17 protein-coding genes are annotated in these 15273 nt (G+C 59.3%); 7 read left to right on the top strand and 10 right to left on the bottom strand.

Annotated elements, in window-relative coordinates:
* Nucleotides 1-33 precede the first annotated feature (33 nt).
* Complete coding sequence (locus EK369_RS00290; protein WP_127111695.1) at nucleotides 34-948, top strand: lysophospholipid acyltransferase family protein; 915 nt, start codon at nucleotides 34-36, stop codon at nucleotides 946-948.
* Here EK369_RS00290 and EK369_RS00285 read toward each other — a convergent pair.
* Entirely contained in the window at nucleotides 945-1643 is a 699-nt protein-coding gene (locus EK369_RS00285) for a DUF1223 domain-containing protein (RefSeq protein WP_127111694.1), read from the bottom strand. The two genes, EK369_RS00290 and EK369_RS00285, sit on opposite strands and share 4 nt — an antisense overlap.
* Nucleotides 1644-1858: 215 nt before the next feature.
* On the opposite strand from EK369_RS00285, the gene acnA reads away from it, so the two are divergent.
* Nucleotides 1859-4546, top strand: a complete 2688-nt coding sequence (acnA, locus tag EK369_RS00280) for an aconitate hydratase AcnA (RefSeq protein ID WP_127111693.1) — start codon at nucleotides 1859-1861, stop codon at nucleotides 4544-4546.
* Here the strand turns inward: acnA and EK369_RS00275 are convergent.
* Nucleotides 4543-5745, bottom strand: a complete 1203-nt coding sequence (locus EK369_RS00275) for a serine hydrolase domain-containing protein (RefSeq protein ID WP_164726761.1) — start codon at nucleotides 5743-5745, stop codon at nucleotides 4543-4545. The two genes, acnA and EK369_RS00275, sit on opposite strands and share 4 nt — an antisense overlap.
* Before the next feature lie 145 nt (nucleotides 5746-5890).
* Here EK369_RS00275 and EK369_RS00270 point away from each other — a divergent pair, with 145 nt between their 5' ends.
* Nucleotides 5891-6679 (top strand): arginine deiminase family protein, encoded by a 789-nt coding sequence (locus EK369_RS00270; RefSeq protein WP_127111691.1) that lies wholly within the window; start codon nucleotides 5891-5893, stop codon nucleotides 6677-6679.
* Nucleotides 6680-6681: 2 nt separating this feature from the next.
* Here the strand turns inward: EK369_RS00270 and EK369_RS00265 are convergent, their stop codons facing one another.
* From EK369_RS00265 to ccmA, 5 genes are all read right to left on the bottom strand, one after another.
* Nucleotides 6682-7224, bottom strand: coding sequence for a DsbE family thiol:disulfide interchange protein (locus EK369_RS00265; protein ID WP_127111690.1), 543 nt, complete (start codon nucleotides 7222-7224; stop codon nucleotides 6682-6684).
* Nucleotides 7217-7369 carry a heme exporter protein CcmD gene (ccmD, locus tag EK369_RS00260; RefSeq protein WP_206198000.1) on the bottom strand — a complete coding sequence of 51 codons (153 nt, stop codon included), beginning with the start codon at nucleotides 7367-7369 and terminating at the stop codon, nucleotides 7217-7219. Before ccmD ends, EK369_RS00265 begins: the two co-directional genes overlap by 8 nt.
* Nucleotides 7366-8103: a heme ABC transporter permease gene (locus EK369_RS00255; protein ID WP_127111689.1), complete on the bottom strand. Its 738-nt coding sequence runs from the start codon at nucleotides 8101-8103 to the stop codon at nucleotides 7366-7368. The genes ccmD and EK369_RS00255 overlap by 4 nt, the downstream gene beginning before the upstream one ends.
* A gap of 82 nt (nucleotides 8104-8185) precedes the next feature.
* The gene (ccmB, locus tag EK369_RS00250) at nucleotides 8186-8842 is read right to left on the bottom strand and encodes a heme exporter protein CcmB (RefSeq protein ID WP_127111688.1); all 657 of its coding nucleotides are present in this window, start codon (nucleotides 8840-8842) and stop codon (nucleotides 8186-8188) included.
* Nucleotides 8839-9465, bottom strand: coding sequence for a heme ABC exporter ATP-binding protein CcmA (gene ccmA / locus EK369_RS00245; RefSeq protein ID WP_127111687.1), 627 nt, complete (start codon nucleotides 9463-9465; stop codon nucleotides 8839-8841). Before ccmA ends, ccmB begins: the two co-directional genes overlap by 4 nt.
* A 385-nt stretch (nucleotides 9466-9850) precedes the next feature.
* Between ccmA and EK369_RS00240 the strand changes: the two genes are divergently transcribed.
* The 4 genes from EK369_RS00240 (at nucleotide 9851) to EK369_RS00225 (ending at nucleotide 13189) form a co-directional block, all read left to right on the top strand.
* A complete protein-coding gene (locus EK369_RS00240; RefSeq protein ID WP_127111686.1) occupies nucleotides 9851-10033 on the top strand; it encodes a hypothetical protein in 183 nt (60 codons plus the stop codon).
* On the top strand, nucleotides 10034-10588 hold the full coding sequence (locus EK369_RS00235; protein ID WP_127111685.1) for a hypothetical protein: 555 nt from the start codon (nucleotides 10034-10036) through the stop codon (nucleotides 10586-10588). It abuts the gene before it with no gap.
* Nucleotides 10585-10983 (top strand): pentapeptide repeat-containing protein, encoded by a 399-nt coding sequence (locus EK369_RS00230; protein ID WP_127111684.1) that lies wholly within the window; start codon nucleotides 10585-10587, stop codon nucleotides 10981-10983. The genes EK369_RS00235 and EK369_RS00230 overlap by 4 nt, the downstream gene beginning before the upstream one ends.
* 466 nt (nucleotides 10984-11449) lie before the next feature.
* Nucleotides 11450-13189: an adenylate/guanylate cyclase domain-containing protein gene (locus EK369_RS00225; RefSeq protein WP_127111683.1), complete on the top strand. Its 1740-nt coding sequence runs from the start codon at nucleotides 11450-11452 to the stop codon at nucleotides 13187-13189.
* On the opposite strand, the gene EK369_RS00220 is transcribed toward EK369_RS00225, so the two are convergent.
* The 3 genes from EK369_RS00220 to secF are packed head-to-tail and all read right to left on the bottom strand — an operon-like array spanning nucleotide 13186 to nucleotide 15271.
* Nucleotides 13186-13545 (bottom strand): Mth938-like domain-containing protein, encoded by a 360-nt coding sequence (locus tag EK369_RS00220; protein WP_127111682.1) that lies wholly within the window; start codon nucleotides 13543-13545, stop codon nucleotides 13186-13188. The two genes, EK369_RS00225 and EK369_RS00220, sit on opposite strands and share 4 nt — an antisense overlap.
* Before the next feature lie 12 nt (nucleotides 13546-13557).
* Nucleotides 13558-14310, bottom strand: a complete 753-nt coding sequence (locus EK369_RS00215; RefSeq protein WP_127111681.1) for a sulfite exporter TauE/SafE family protein — start codon at nucleotides 14308-14310, stop codon at nucleotides 13558-13560.
* Nucleotides 14303-15271 carry a protein translocase subunit SecF gene (secF, locus tag EK369_RS00210; RefSeq protein ID WP_127111680.1) on the bottom strand — a complete coding sequence of 323 codons (969 nt, stop codon included), beginning with the start codon at nucleotides 15269-15271 and terminating at the stop codon, nucleotides 14303-14305. Before secF ends, EK369_RS00215 begins: the two co-directional genes overlap by 8 nt.
* Nucleotides 15272-15273 lie beyond the last annotated feature (2 nt).

Below are 15273 nucleotides of genomic sequence, written 5' to 3'. Positions count from 1 at the left end.
GTGTGGCAACGAAAAAACTTGTGCCAGAAAACCATGAGCCGGAAAGCAGAGACACGCGCCAGCAAAGCCAGAAACTATGTGATCAATCTGGTCCTGAAAGGGGCTATTGGTCTGGCTTTGCTCTTGCCCTACGAGCCCCGCGTCCGCGCGATGGGCTGGCTGACGGCCAATGTTTTTTCCCCGATTGCCGGCTTTCGAAAAAGGGTGCGCACAAATCTCGCGAAAATCATGCCGGAGATGCCCGAAGCTGAGGTGCGCAGACTCTGCCGCGCCGTGCCAAACAATGCCGGGCGCACGTTGATCGAGATCTACTCTGGCGCAGACTTTGTGAAACGCGCGATCAAGGCACCGATCGAAGGTCCGGGGCTGGCACGGCTTGAGGCCGCACGTGCCGAAGGGCGCCCGGTCATTCTCGTGACAGGACACATGGGCAACTACGATGCCGTGCGCGCCAACCTGATCCATCGCGGCTACAACATGGGCGCGCTCTACCGGCGCATGTCGAACCCCTATTTCAACGCCCACTATGTCGAGTCGATTTCGAAAATTGGCACGCCGCTGTTTGAACAGGGTCGCAAAGGCATGATCGAAATGGTCCGCCACATCAAGTCTGGCGGCATCCTCGGCATTCTCACCGACCTGCATACGACCCGTGGCGAGCCACTGGATTTCTTGGGTGAACCCGCGCGCACCTCACTGGTAACCGCCGAGTTGGCGCTCAAGTTCAATGCCGCGTTAATCCCGGTTTACGGGTTGCGCGAACCGGACGGGTTGAGCTTTCGCATTGTTGCACAGGACGAAATCCCGCACAGCGATGCCAAAACCATGACACAAGCCGTCAATGATGGTCTTTCGGACCTTGTGCGCGCGCATCCAGAGCAATGGTTCTGGATTCACCGCCGCTGGAAGTACAAGCCACCTGTGGTTACAGATCAGGCACACCCCTAACGCAGGCGCGCCGCGCCCAGAATGGGACCGTGATCACGGCCCTGCACGATGGCAACCACTGGCAAATCACCCTTGGCGGGGGTTCGAATGCGGATCGGCTTTTGCCCATCCCATTCCGCCACCACGTCCCAACTTTCCACGATATTGCTATAGGCAAGGTCGCGACCGGCGTTTTCACCGCGTTTGATCGACACGGTTTCCAAGGGGCGATAGCGCACCACCTGGACAACCATAGGACCCGTTGCCCCCTTGGTTTCGGCCTCAATAACGAAACGCCCGCCCTTCTTTGCGATGGATACGTTCACCGGCAGTGGGTTGCGCTTGTGGGCCTTAATAAGATCCTTGACCTCATAGGGGTGGTTGCCCACCACGTGATCCTGGCCGCCGATAATCATCTGCGGGGTATAGACCGACCGATGCCCCGCCGCGCGGGCATAGTCCCTTTGACGCTTGGAAAAGGCCGGGCTGGCGAAATGGTCTTTCCAACCCAGGTAATCCCAATAGTCCACGTGCAACGCCAGCGCGATGATATCATCACGCCCAGATAGGCTTTCATGAAAATAGGCATCCGCCGGAGGACAAGATGAACACCCCTGCGAGGTAAAAAACTCGACGACCACCGGGTTGTCTTGTGCCGCGGCAGCAGAGACCAGACTCAGCCATAGTGCGATTATGAGACCTGTCGCTCTGATCATGTGGCTGCCTCTTTGGTGGTTGCAGATATTCCAGTTAACCTGAGTTCTATGACGAGACCATTGTAATGACCAATCAAGCCTTTGCGAGCCAATGGTGATAACGAAACGACCTCGGATTGTTTCGGGCGGCAATGGCACTACCTTGAACGTTATGGGTCGTTCGGTCAAAACTTGGACCAAGATGACCCCCAGTTACAGATCAGAGGTTCGCCATTATGCCCATTACCGTTGGACAAGACAGCGCCAAGGCACGCCAAACCCTTACAGTTGGTGATGCATCCGTGTCCTATTACTCGATTCCCGCTGCACAGGCGGCGGGACTTGGGGACTTTTCCAACCTGCCGGCATCTTTGAAAGTGGTCCTGGAAAACCTGCTGCGATTTGAAGATGGCGGGTTTTCGGTGTCAACGGATGACATCCGCGCCTTTGCCGAGTGGGGTGCCAACGGTGGTAAGAATCCGCGCGAGATCGCCTATCGCCCGGCCCGTGTCCTGATGCAGGATTTTACCGGTGTGCCAGCGGTGGTGGATCTGGCAGCCATGCGGGACGGTATTGTTGATCTCAAGGGGTCAGCGGCCAAGATCAATCCATTGGTGCCCGTGGATCTGGTGATCGACCACTCGGTCATGATCGACGAATTTGGCAACCCGCGTGCCTTTCAGATGAACGTCGACCGCGAATACGAACGCAATATGGAGCGGTACACCTTCCTGAAGTGGGGCCAGACCGCCTTTGACAACTTCCGCGTCGTGCCGCCGGGCACCGGCATTTGCCATCAGGTGAACCTTGAATACCTGTCGCAAACCGTCTGGACCGACACCGACCAGAACGGTGACATGGTTGCCTATCCTGACACCCTTGTCGGAACCGACAGCCACACCACCATGGTCAACGGCGCGGCTGTTCTGGGTTGGGGCGTTGGCGGAATCGAGGCTGAGGCCGCCATGCTGGGGCAACCAATCTCCATGCTGATCCCAGAAGTCATTGGGTTTGAACTGACCGGCGAAATGCTCGAAGGCACCACGGGCACCGATCTTGTGCTCAAGGTCGTTGAGATGCTGCGTGAAAAGGGCGTCGTCGGCAAATTCGTCGAGTTCTTTGGCGACGGACTGGACCGTCTGCCGCTTGCTGACCGGGCGACAATCGCGAACATGGCGCCTGAATACGGCGCGACTTGTGGCTTCTTCCCGATCGACGGCGAGACCCTGCGCTACATGCACAACACGGGCCGGGATGAGGATCGTATTGCTTTGGTGGAAGCTTACGCCAAGGAAAACGGCTTTTGGCGGGATGCGAACTACCTTCCGATCTATACCGACACGCTGCATCTCGACATGGGCACCATCGTTCCGGCGATTTCAGGACCAAAACGTCCGCAGGACTTTGTGGCGCTCAGCGACGGGCAAACCGCGTTCCGCAGGGAAATGGAAGAGACGTTCAAGCGCCCTATGGGCAAAGAAGTGGACGTCCAGGGCGAAGCCTATACCATGGAGAGCGGCAAGGTGGTGATTGCCTCGATCACCTCCTGCACCAACACCTCGAACCCCTATGTGATGATCGGGGCCGGTCTCGTGGCACGCAAGGCCGCGGAACTGGGTCTCAATCGCAAGCCTTGGGTCAAGACCTCGCTCGCACCGGGGTCTCAGGTGGTGTCCGCCTATCTCGAGGCAGCAGACCTGCAAAAGGATCTCGATGCCATTGGCTTTAACCTTGTCGGTTATGGCTGCACCACCTGTATCGGTAACTCGGGTCCCATCCAGAAAGAGATTTCCGAGGCCATTCACCAAGGTGACTTGGTGGCAACTTCGGTGCTCTCCGGCAACCGCAACTTTGAGGGCCGCATCAGCCCTGATGTCCGCGCCAACTATCTGGCGTCCCCGCCGTTGGTCGTGGCCTATGCGTTGGCCGGAACGCTCGACATCAACCTCACAACTGACGCCCTTGGGCAGGACAAGGATGGCAACGACGTCTATCTGAAAGACATCTGGCCCAGCACTCAGGAAATCGCGGATCTGGTGCAGAAAACCGTGACGCGCGAGGCCTTTGTGTCGAAATACGCTGACGTCTTCAAAGGCGACGACAAATGGCAAGGTGTCGAGGTGCCGGATCAGGAAACCTATGACTGGCCCGCCAATTCGACCTATATCCAGAACCCGCCCTATTTTCAGGGCATGGGACCAGAGCCGGGCACGATCTCTGACGTGGTGAATGCCAAGGTGCTGTTGATGCTGGGTGACATGATCACCACCGACCATATTTCGCCTGCCGGGTCTTTCACGCAATCCAGCCCTGCCGGACAGTACCTGACCGAACGCCAGGTGGCGCCGCGCGACTTCAACTCTTACGGCTCGCGCCGGGGCAATCACGAGGTCATGATGCGAGGCACGTTTGCCAACATCCGCATCAAGAACGAGATGCTGGAGGGGGTTGAAGGCGGCTACACCAAAGGACCGGACGGCGCGCAGACATCTGTTTTCGACGCCTCCATGGCCTATCAGGACCAAGGAACGCCTTTGGTGGTCTTCGGCGGCGAACAATATGGTGCGGGCTCATCGCGGGACTGGGCGGCCAAAGGCACCGCGCTTTTGGGCGTCAAGGCCGTGATCGCCGAGAGTTTTGAGCGCATCCACCGTTCGAACCTGGTGGGCATGGGGGTGATCCCGTTTGAATTCACCGGCGGTGACACGCGCAAGACTTTGAAACTCACCGGAGACGAGACTGTTTCGATCACAGGGCTGGAGGGCGTGGAACCCCTGCAAGAGGTGCCCTGCGACATCACCTATGGTGATGGCACGACCAGAACGATCACGCTGAAATGCCGGATCGATACCGCCCCCGAGATCGAATACATCGAACACGGTGGCGTGCTGCATTACGTGCTGCGCAATCTCGCCAAGGGCTAACGGCGACACTTCTTCAGAAACAGGTCCCGGCGCATCCGCCGGGGCAATTGCTGCGGGCTCAGCTGGCGCGCAAGTGTCTGAAACAGGCAGAGTGTTTCCAGGGTCCTCATCGGCCCATCCTGCGTATACTCCGGATAGGCCCCGTTCATGGCAATCACCACCTGCCGGGCCGGATTCACATATAGAAACTGGCCATAGATCCCAATGGCGCAAAAGTCTCCTCTGTCCGGTCGCATGGGAATCCACCATTGGTTCTTGTAGCCATACGTGCTCTCGGCATGGGGCGGCCCCACGCCCGGCATGAGCGGGTGCAGATCAGGCACCGCCATTCTGGATAGCCAGGTCTCTGGCACAATCTGTGTGCCATCCAGCGCCCTGCCCCGGTCCATCACCATCTGGCCAATCCGCGCAAGGTCTCGCAACCGCATGAACATCCCGCCAAAGACCACGGGTTCGCCACTCTGATCTGTCAGGATATGCATGTCCCCTTCAACCCCCAACCGTGACCACAGACGGGATGACAGGTAATCCGTGATCCGCTCTCCTGTTGCGCGGCGCAGAACCCAACCCAGAACATGGGTCTCGATACTGGCGTATTGGTTGAAGCTTCCGGGGGGTCTCTGATTGACCATTTCGCGGGCGAAATCGTCTTGCGAGCCTGTCTGAAACGAGGTGACCGAACGCACAACTTCGCTAGAGGGGTCATCGTAAACTTCACGCCAGCGAATACCGCTCAGCATGTCCATGACCTGCTGCACGGTCACGCCGTCGTAACCGGTGCCCAACAGCTCTGGCACATAGTCGGTGACCGCGACGTTGAAGTCGGGGATCGCACCTTCACCATGGGCAATGCCCAGCAGCAGGGCCGTTATCGCCTTGCTGACCGACCACAGGATCGCCACGTCCTCGGCGCCGCGTCCTTGGCCATAAGCTTCGTGCACCAGCCGCCCCTTGTGCAGCACGGCAAGGCCACTCATACGCATCACTCTTAGGTGATCGCTCGTCCCCAGCGTGCGCCGACCAACCCGAAAAACCTCGGGGAGAGCGATCCGTTCTCCTGTCGCGAGGGGTAAGACAGGGCCAGACCGCGAAACCGTGACAGAAGACCAGTCCCGCCAGAAGGTTCGAAAGGTCTGATCTATGTCCGCAGGCGCAAACAGCGCCTCCCATCGGTTCACGGCCTCAGTGTCTGTCAGCACGGCTCTCTCCCCAATCTCGTTCTCTGGGCAGCAAGACAGGACCACAAGCGATTGCCAAGAGGATTTTCGACACCGCCTTGATGGGCACTTGCTCCTCCGCCCAAGTTCCGTCAGTTTGACTCCGTCAAAAAACAGGAAACCGCACATGGCCAATCACAGCTATCTCTTTTCGCACGCGCTTTGCCGCACGCCATCGAATTCCGTCGCAGACGGACTTCGCGCCGAGGATCAGGGAGACCCCAGCGCCGAAGTTTTCCGCCAAGAGCACGAGGCCTATGTCGCGGCCCTGCGCGCCACCGGCGCCGAGGTTACCGTACTGGCACCGGACGAGGCGTTTCCCGACAGCGTGTTCATCGAAGACGCCGCCCTTTGCCTCAAAGGGCAGGCCATCATGCTGCGTCCCGGCACGGAAACCCGATTGGGCGAATCTGCAGCCCTGCGCCCCGACCTCGTGAAACTCATGAACGGTGTGATCGATCTTGAAACCGCTGGATTTGTTGATGGCGGCGATATCCTTTGTTCGGATACCGAGGTCATGGTTGGCCTGTCGGCACGCACCACCCGACAGGGTGCCGAAGACCTGACGCCGATTGTTGCAGACCTTGGGTATGCGCTGCGCATCGTCGAGACACCTGCGGACATCCTGCATTTCAAGACCGAGAGCAGCCTGCTGGATGCCGAGACAATGCTTGCCACGCCGAAACTCGCGGCTTCGGGATGTTTCGATCAGTACCGCGTGATTCACACCGCTGAGGGTGAAGAGGCCGCAGCCAATGCGATCCGCTTCAATGACACGGTGTTCCTGTCTTCGGGCAACCCACGCACGGCGGAAACCCTGGATCAGGCAGGCTACAAAGTTGTGCAGCTTCCCACGACCCAAGCCGCCCTGGTAGATGGCGGCCTGTCCTGCATGTCACTCAGGTTTTCACTGTAAGATCAGGAGCCTGCGGCCAACTCATCGATTTTGGGCTGCAGGCGTTCCTGTAATTTACGCTCTGTCACCGGACCAGCGATGCGCGTGATGATCTTGCCTTCACCATCGACAAGGAACGTCTCGGGCACGCCGTAGACACCCCAGTCGATGCCAATCCGTCCGGTTCTGTCAGCGCCGGCAGCGATATAGGGGTCCCCCAACTCTGCGAGAAACGCCAAGGCGTTGTTGGGATCATCTTTGTAGTTCACACCGTAAACCGGCATGCCCTCAGCTTCGAGCTTCATCAGAGTTGGGTGTTCCACGCGGCACGGACCACACCAGCTGGCCCAGAAGTTCACCAGCTTGATCTCACCATTTGTCAGAACCGATGAGTCAAAACCCTCAAGCGAGCCCAATTGCGTGACCGGCAACTCTGGCGCGGGTTTGCCTGCCAGTGTCGTCGGCAATTCATCCGGATTTTCCCGTTGCATGCCAACAAAGAACAGCGCAGCAAGCCCGGCAAAAACCAAAGGCGGCGCGATCATCAGGGGTGAGACCTTAGCCATTGCGACGGCCCTCCACCTGTTCCAACTCGATCCGCGCCTTGCGCGCGGCGCGAATGCTCACCGCAACAAGCAGCACCAACAAAAGGATCGACACCGCGTAAGACGACAAAACCGTGTCAGCGTATTTTCCCAGATCAGGTATCATCCCAGTCTCTCCCGTGCGAGCAACGCCTTGGTGCGGCGCTTATGAATTTCGGTGCGGGTGCGTAAGAAAACAAGGGCCACGAACAACAACACGAACCCAGCGATGCATACGTATAGCGGTGTCGAGAAAACGTCAGCGACGTTCTCTTCCTTGTCGAGAGACAGCGACGCGCCCTGATGCAGGCCCTGGTTCCAGAAGTTCACCGCATAGCGGCTGAGAAAGGCAAAGACTGAGCCCACGATGCACAGGACGGCGGTCAGGTCCGCCGCCGTATCCGGATTCTCGATCGCCTCCCACAGGGCGACATAGCCAAGATAGAACAGAAAAAGGATCAGGAAAGATGTCAGGCGCGGATCCCAGGCCCACCAGGTGCCCCACATCGGCTGACCCCAGATCGCGCCCGTGGCCAAGGCAATAAGGGTCATCACGATGCCAATTGGCGCTGCCGCCTTGGCTGCAAGGGCCGAGACATGGTGGCGGCGAATGAGCCAGATCAACGAGGTCACCAGCATCATGAACCAGGCCGAAATCGCCATCATGGCCGAGGGCACGTGCAGGAAGATGATCTTGACAGTCGATCCCTGGCGGTAGTCATCCGGGGTAAAGAAGAACCCCCAGACCAGCCCGACGACAAGCGACACCAGCGCGAGCACGGAAACCCATGGCAAAACCAGGCTCACGGTGCGGCTGAATTTCACAGGGTTCGCGTATTCCCAAAGTGCATTCAAGTTCATTATTCGTCTCGTTTCCTAGCCTTTCGGGGTCTTTTGCAGCATGGCATCCAACCTGTCTTTGACATGGGTTAATCCGGTCGTCCTATCGCAGGTTCACTCGTAGCACCAAGGCGGATGCGAAGGGAAGTAACGCAATTGTGCCTGCGGAAATGCCTGCGAGCATCAGGATCGGGGTCGTGGTGGCGAGGCCTTCAGCGCCGCGGCGGGCGACTTCGGCTCCGAAGATCAGGGTTGGGACGTAGAGTGGCAGCACCAGAAGCGACAAGAGCAGACCGCCGCGTTTCAGGCCCACGGTCAGCGCGGCACCAAAGGTTCCGATGACTGAAAGGGCGGGTGTGCCGAGCACCAAAGACAGGATAAGCCATTGATATCCTTCGGGTGGCAGGCTGAGCAGCAAGGCAAAGACCGGCGAGGCAATGCAGAGCGGCAGGCCGGTCGTGAGCCAGTGTGCGAGGGCTTTGACGGTGACCACGCCCTCCATCGGGAGGGGGGATGTGGCAAGCAGATCGAGAGAGCCGTCCTCCCAGTCCAGTGCAAAGATTCTGTCGAGCGAAAGCAGGCAGGCCAGCAGCGCGCCCAGCCACAGAATCCCCGGCGCAATCTTGGCCAAAAGCGCGCTTCCCGGACCGACGCCAAATGGCACAAGTACCGTTACTATAAGAAAAAAAGACAACCCGAGGCCAAAGCCGCCCCCGGCGCGCATGGCCAGTCGAAGATCGCGGAGGAGAAGTGAAATCATAGGAAACTCTCGTCCAGACCATCAAAGCCGCCGGTGCCGGATTTGGGCTTGGCGCGGAAAGGGCCAACGTCCAAAACCTCGGCATCCAGCCCAAGGTCGATGTGCGTGGCGATAAGGGCCGCGCCGCCCTCGGCCAGATGGGCGCGCACGGCGTTGGCGAAAAGCTCAACCGAGGCCACGTCGAGCGACACCGTGGGCTCGTCCAGGATCCAGACCGGACGCCCCGTCACCAAGAGCCGCGCCAGGCCCAGTCGGCGTTTCTGGCCAGCCGACAAAGCACCCGCAGGCCGGTCCGCCAGAGCGTTCAGATCAAAGCCATCCAACGCGTGTTGAATGCCCTTGGTGCCAAAGACGTCAGCCCAGAAATGCAAGTTTTCCGAGACACTTAGCGTGGCTTTCAGACCATCCGAGTGGGCCGCGTAGGCAAAGGATTCTGGGGCGGCGTGCACCTCACCCATGACCGGCGGTTGCAGGCCCGCGACGGTGCGCAGCAGCGTGGTTTTGCCCACCCCGTTTGGCCCCCGCAAGATCAGGGCGTGGCCCGGTTCGAGCGAGAAGTTCAACCCTTCCAGCACGGGAATACCGCCGCGGGAAATGGTGAGGTCTTTTACGGTCAAAGTCATGCGTCATGCCTTAGCGCAAAGGGGTCTTCGGCAAAAGCATCAATTGCCGTGCATCGCTGTGTATCGCCCCCCTGCCCGGTCCCGCCTTGAGATGTATCAAGGCGTTAACCAATTGTTCAGGAAGCATGTGAAAGGCGGAAAATGACCATGTTGTACAACTTTTTTCAGGCCGAATATCCATTTTGTACAACATTTTCCGGGGCCCCTGACCGTTTTGTACAAAATGGTTAAGTGTCACCAAAGGGTTAAAATGCCCCGGCAATCGGTCAATTGTGACCATCCGGTCAACACGCGGGCCTGACGGCCCAACCCGGAGGTTTGGACACCGCGCAGAAAGTGACGGGGGTGAGCCGGGAATGACCACTGCTGCAGGTCGTTGCGGCTGGTGCGCATTCTGCAAACAGGTGTTGGAGGAGACCCTGTCAAACAGCGCGGCTTGCAGGACTCTATCGAGGCTGCCGGAGAAGCATTTGCCCAAGGCAAGTTGCAGCTTCGGGGAGGGTCATTCGCGGAAGGCTGGGTCGAGGTGTTTCCCGAGTTGACGGACGACGAGCGCCGGTTGGGGTAGTTGCCGGGTTTCACGCCCGAGCGGATTGACCAATGGCTTGAGAACTATCCCGCCGAAGACCTTGGGCTGCCAAGCCACACAGGGACTCCGGTTCCCGATGATCCAGGTGGCAACATCATTTCGACGCCGGTCCAGGAGGAAGCGGGGCCGAATATTGTTGCCACCGAACGCTCGGCTGAGGAGTTTGAAGCCTTGGCAGCCGATCCCGCTAGAGGAGGTGTTATTAATGAGAAGGGTGAGCAAGAGCGTAGGATAGGACTTGGTGCGGAGCAAGATGGACTACTACCTGGTCCAATTGTGAGAGATCCTTCTGGCGGCGCTGAGTTCATTGATGCTGATGGTCAGGCATGGGATGTGAAGGGCTTTCGCAGCGACTTCCCAGCCAAAACAGGCGGATTTGACGTTGAAAAAGACGTTGCAAAGGTTGAGCGGGAGTTGGCGTCGGGTCATAATGTGATCATAGATACCGAAAACCTAAGCGAAGCTGATCTCGCGGCCTTGAGAATCGAAATTGAACGTCGAGGAATCTCAGAGAGGGTGGTATATTGGCCATGACAACACGTGATTTACAGCAGCGCATAGATGCCTTTAGCAATGGGCAGGGACAGAACCGTGAGCTTGGGACATTCCTGGAAGAATCTGGTTTAGATTTTCGAGGTTTGCATCTTGAGGATCGCAGTCTAGCAGGGGCAGTGATTCCGGGTTCTAGTTTTTCCGGCATGACCTTGCAAAACGTGGATTTCTACGGCGCGAACCTAGGCGGCGCAGATTTCTCTGGGGCAATTCTAAACAATGTGGATTTCACCAAGGCAAACCTCGACAACGCCAATTTCACGAATGCCACCGTCGTCGGAGGCAGTTGGTTCAGAGCCACCTGTGTGGATGCAAAGATTGCCGGGATTACCTTTTCCGGAACCAATCTTGAACGCACGTTCCCGCAGCTGTCTTAGGCTGCGCTCTGTACGATCGTGCCAGTAGCCACAGGTCTCTGGCGTGGGTAGAAGAGCCTCCTCTTGAGACTTGGGAATGGGGTGCTATCTGCCCAAAACAACCGGTCCGGGTCAAAGACGAAATGGATGCAGGTCAGACCATAAACATCGTCATCGGTCTACATGAGAGCGGTTTAGATGAAGACGCCTTTCCAATTGAAGGGTGTGGCGGTGCGTTGATCGTGCGCCTGACGGACCCATTGGGAGGTTGTGATGGCGAGGGGGAATAGCCCCACTTACCTGGACCGCTTACTCTGGCAGCACCGATGGTGTCGCGGTGGCCCGGGGCCGGTCCGTGGAGAGATCATGCAGGCCTGAGGCCGTCAAAGCCTGGACAAGGTCACGCCGCGGTGGGGGCTCAGCACAGAAACATGTTGTCGAGCGCCCTCGCCCACGCAATGATGAAACCCTGATCAGAGGGGACATCTTGGAACGCAGACTGGCCGCCATACTCGCCGCAGATGTCGTGGGCTATTCTGCGATGATGGCCGAGGACGAAGTGGGCGCGCTGCGTGCGCTGAAGGCACACCGGGAACAGGTTTTTGATCCGCAGGTGGCGCAGCACAACGGGCGCCTAATCAAGCTGATCGGGGACGGCACGCTGGTCGAGTTTGCCTCGGTCGTGGATGCCGTGCGCTGTGCCATCGGCATTCAAAGGGCGCTGGCCGACCTGCCGTCAGGGATTGCGCTGCGGATCGGCGTGCATCTGGGTGATGTGATCATTGATGACGACGACGTCTATGGCCATGGGGTGAACATTGCCGCGCGGCTTGAGGCGGCGGCGGACACCGGCGGGGTCTGTATCTCGTCCATCGTGCACGAAAGTCTTGGCAACCTGATTGACGCGCAGTTCAAGGACGCAGGGGCGGCGCAGCTGAAAAACATCTCGGGGCCGGTCACCCTGTTCAAATGGCATCCAAAGTCGGTTTCCAAGGCGCTGCCCAGAGCGAAAGGGCGGGAAAAGCCCTCGATTGCGGTCTTGCCGTTTTCCAATGTCAGCGGCGACAGCGAGCAACAGTTTTTCAGTGATGGTATCTCGGAGGATATCATCACCGGATTGTCCCGGTTCCGGACCCTGTTTGTCGTGTCGCGCAATTCGTCGTTCCGGTTTCGCACTGCGGATCTGACCGAAGCCGAGATCGCGGACAAGCTGGGGGTGCAGTATCTGGTCGAGGGCAGTGTGCGAAAGGTCGGCAACCGGGTGCGGGTCTCGGCGCGGCTGATTGCGGTGGATACGGGCAAGAACCTTTGGGCGGATCGCTATGACCGCGAACTTGAGGATATCTTTGCGGTTCAGGATGAAGTGACCCAGAGCATTGTCGCCGTGCTGCCGGGGCTGGTGCAGAGCGATGTGGCCGATAATGCCACGCACAAACCCACGGACAAGATGCGAGCCTATGAGTTGTTGTTGAAGGGCAAGGCCCTGCGGGACGGGCTGAACGCCGTCGACAATGCGCGGGCCAAGGGGTTTTTTGAAAAGGCGCTGGAGATCGATCCCGACTATGCCCGCGTCTACATGTATCTGGCGGATACCTATGTGGTGGATCTGTGGCTGGGTCTGGCGGACAGGGATGCGCCGACATATGCGCTGGAGATCGCCCGCAAGGGGGCGGCGCTGGACAATCGGGACGTCTATATTCAGGACCAGTTGGGGTATGCGTACCTGTGTGCCGGCCAGTGGGATCAGGCGGACGCGCAGTTTCAGAAGACCCTGTCGTTGATTGAAAACGAGGCGGAGTCGATGGCCTGGTGCGGCTATGGCTTTCTGCTGCTGGGTCAGCCGGACAAGGCCCGTGACGTTGTGGTCGAGGCCATGCGGCTGGACCCATTACACCCGCCGTCGCTGGACTGGATCATGGGGCAGATCTATTTCTTTCTGGGTCGCTATGACGATGCGGTCTCTAAACTGATCGGTGAGGCGCGGTTGAATTCGCTTGCCGATGCGGTGCTTGTGGCGGCCTATGCGCAGTCCGGGCGACAGGAGGATGCCGAGGCGGCCCTGCGCGACTTTGTCGAGCATCGCGGGCGTGAGTTTGCCACGCGCGGGCTGGCGGTGCCCGGACACAGGCTGTCCGAGCTTGCCGGTGGGTTCAGGGCGATGTGGCGACGGCAGGCGGATTGGGACCGGCTGGCAGAGGGGTTGCGACAGGCCGGGTTGCCGGACTAGGCCGTCACCGGCACCAGCACAGCCGCGACGCGGCGACCTTCGGAGACCAGCACGTTGTAGGTGCGGCAGGCCGAGGGCGTGGCCATGGGTTCGATGCCTATTCCGGCCTCTTGCAGGGTGGCGCGGAACGCGGCGGGCACTGGCGTCATGGTGTCGCCGGTGCCCAGGAGGATAAAGTCGATTTCGCCCGCCATGGCGGTCACGGTTTCCGTGTCCTCGTAGCCACCCCAGCTGCGGGCGCCACCTGCGTGGATCAGCGCGCCGCCTTCGATCACCTGACCGGCAATGCGGAAAAAGCCGGGACCATAGCTTTCGATGGGCACGGCTGAGGTATAGAGCACTTCGGTCAGGTTCATGGCAGACCTCGTTCAGGACCAGAATGGCAGGCCGGAGATGGCCGAGACCGCGATGATCACATAGGCCACCGCGCGGTAGGATTTCTCATATTCAGGGCGGAATATAGCGCCGCCGACCAGCACGCCAAGCATTGTCGGCACGATCAGCACGAGGCCGAGGGCGATGGGCGTGAGGGTCAGGCTGCCTTCGAGGCCCAGGATGCCCAGCAGCAGGACGTCAAAGCCCAAGAGGAACACCATGGTGTTGGCGCGGATGGTGGCCGGTCCGTGTGGGCTGGCCATGTAGAACAGGATGACCGGTGGGCCGGGCAGACCCGCGACCCCGCCGAGAAACCCTGAGGCGCCGCCGATGCCGATCACCGCCGAGCCACGGACCGTCCCGCTGTAGCGGAACCCACCCACCAGCACCACCAAGAGCGCCAGCGCCACAAAGGACACGGCATAGCGAAAGATCTGGGGGTCAATGGCCAGCAGCACGGCGACACCAATTGGCAGGGTCACCACGACGCCCAGGAACAAACGACCAAGATCGCGTTTGTGCACGTCTTTCCAGACTTTGGGCAGCACTGGCAGCGGCCCGACCAGGTCCATCACGGTCAGTGTCACCAGCGCCCAGACCGGCGGCAGGAACTGACCGGCGACCGGCAGGTAGATCATCGCCGTTCCAAAGCCGGAAAAGCCACGCACCATGCTGGCGACAAAGGCAGCGGCAATGATCCAGGGCAGACCCTCGGTCGCGAGGATCCCGGCCCAGAGATCAGGCATCGATATTGGCGAACTGGTTGCCGGAGGTGTTCGAGGGTTTCGACCAGTCGCGTTTCACGCCGAGCTTCAAGAGCACGGCTGAGGCGACAAAGATCGACGAGTAGGTGCCGACAATCACGCCCCAGATCATCGCAAAGACAAAGCCCCGGATCACGTCGCCGCCCAGTACAAACAGCGAGATCAGCGCCAGAAGCGTGGTGACCGAGGTCATCACCGTACGGCTGAGGGTCTCGTTGATCGACAGGTTCAGAACGGCCTTGAGATCCAGTTTCTTGTACTTGCGCAGGTTCTCGCGGACGCGGTCAAAGACAACCACGGTATCGTTCAGCGAATAGCCGACGATTGTGAGAAGTGCTGCGATAATCGCGAGGTCAAAGCGGATTTGCAGTTCCGAGAAGACCCCGATGGTCAGGATCACGTCATGCACCAGCGCGGCCACGGCCCCCAGTGCAAACTGCCATTCAAAGCGCAGCCAGATGTAGATCAGAACCGCAGCGATGGCCAGGATCACCGCGATCACGGCGGTCTGGATCAGCTCGCCCGAGACCTTGGGGCCAACGGATTCGACCGAAACAAACGAGATGTCCGGGGCCACGGTCTGCAGGGCCGCTTCGATCTGGCGGATCACGTCGCCGGTCACGGCCTCTTGCCCTTCCTGGGCCTGGATGCGGATCATGGTGACGAACTGGTTGTCTTCAAAGTTCGGGTCGAACACCTCGGTGATCGAAATGTCGCCCAGCTCGAGCGGTTGGATGGCCGCGCGATAGTCGGCGACCACCACCTCTTGCGTGCTTTCGGTGCGGATGGTTGTCCCGCCCCGGAAGTCGATGCCAAAGTTCAGCCCTTGCAGGAAGAAGGACACAAGCGCCAGCACGATCAGCAGTCCGGAGATGCCAAGCCAGAGGGTCGGTCGCGAGAAGAAATCCCACTTGGTGTCTTTAGGAACAAGTCTCAGACGCATGG

Origin of the sequence: Shimia sediminis (assembly GCF_003990645.1) — a bacterium.
Taxonomy (GTDB): Bacteria; Pseudomonadota; Alphaproteobacteria; order Rhodobacterales; family Rhodobacteraceae; genus Shimia; species Shimia sediminis.
The sequence above is the reverse complement of the archived record's forward strand: the minus strand, read 5'-3'. Positions and strand labels throughout refer to the sequence as shown.

Excerpts from the sequence above, each read along its gene's own strand:
- ccmA (WP_127111687.1), bottom strand. The coding sequence starts at position 9,465 with ATGACTTTGACCGTAAAAGACCTCACCATTTCCCGCGGCGGTATTCCC.
- EK369_RS00215 (WP_127111681.1), bottom strand. The coding sequence starts at position 14,310 with ATGCCTGATCTCTGGGCCGGGATCCTCGCGACCGAGGGTCTGCCCTGG.
- ccmB (WP_127111688.1), bottom strand. The coding sequence starts at position 8,842 with ATGATTTCACTTCTCCTCCGCGATCTTCGACTGGCCATGCGCGCCGGG.
- secF (WP_127111680.1), bottom strand. The coding sequence starts at position 15,271 with ATGCGTCTGAGACTTGTTCCTAAAGACACCAAGTGGGATTTCTTCTCG.
- ccmD (WP_206198000.1), bottom strand. The coding sequence starts at position 7,369 with ATGATACCTGATCTGGGAAAATACGCTGACACGGTTTTGTCGTCTTAC.
- EK369_RS00265 (WP_127111690.1), bottom strand. The coding sequence starts at position 7,224 with ATGGCTAAGGTCTCACCCCTGATGATCGCGCCGCCTTTGGTTTTTGCC.
- EK369_RS00290 (WP_127111695.1), top strand. The coding sequence starts at position 34 with ATGAGCCGGAAAGCAGAGACACGCGCCAGCAAAGCCAGAAACTATGTG.
- acnA (WP_127111693.1), top strand. The coding sequence starts at position 1,859 with ATGCCCATTACCGTTGGACAAGACAGCGCCAAGGCACGCCAAACCCTT.
- EK369_RS00270 (WP_127111691.1), top strand. The coding sequence starts at position 5,891 with ATGGCCAATCACAGCTATCTCTTTTCGCACGCGCTTTGCCGCACGCCA.
- EK369_RS00285 (WP_127111694.1), bottom strand. The coding sequence starts at position 1,643 with ATGATCAGAGCGACAGGTCTCATAATCGCACTATGGCTGAGTCTGGTC.
- EK369_RS00220 (WP_127111682.1), bottom strand. The coding sequence starts at position 13,545 with ATGAACCTGACCGAAGTGCTCTATACCTCAGCCGTGCCCATCGAAAGC.
- EK369_RS00255 (WP_127111689.1), bottom strand. The coding sequence starts at position 8,103 with ATGAACTTGAATGCACTTTGGGAATACGCGAACCCTGTGAAATTCAGC.
- EK369_RS00230 (WP_127111684.1), top strand. The coding sequence starts at position 10,585 with ATGACAACACGTGATTTACAGCAGCGCATAGATGCCTTTAGCAATGGG.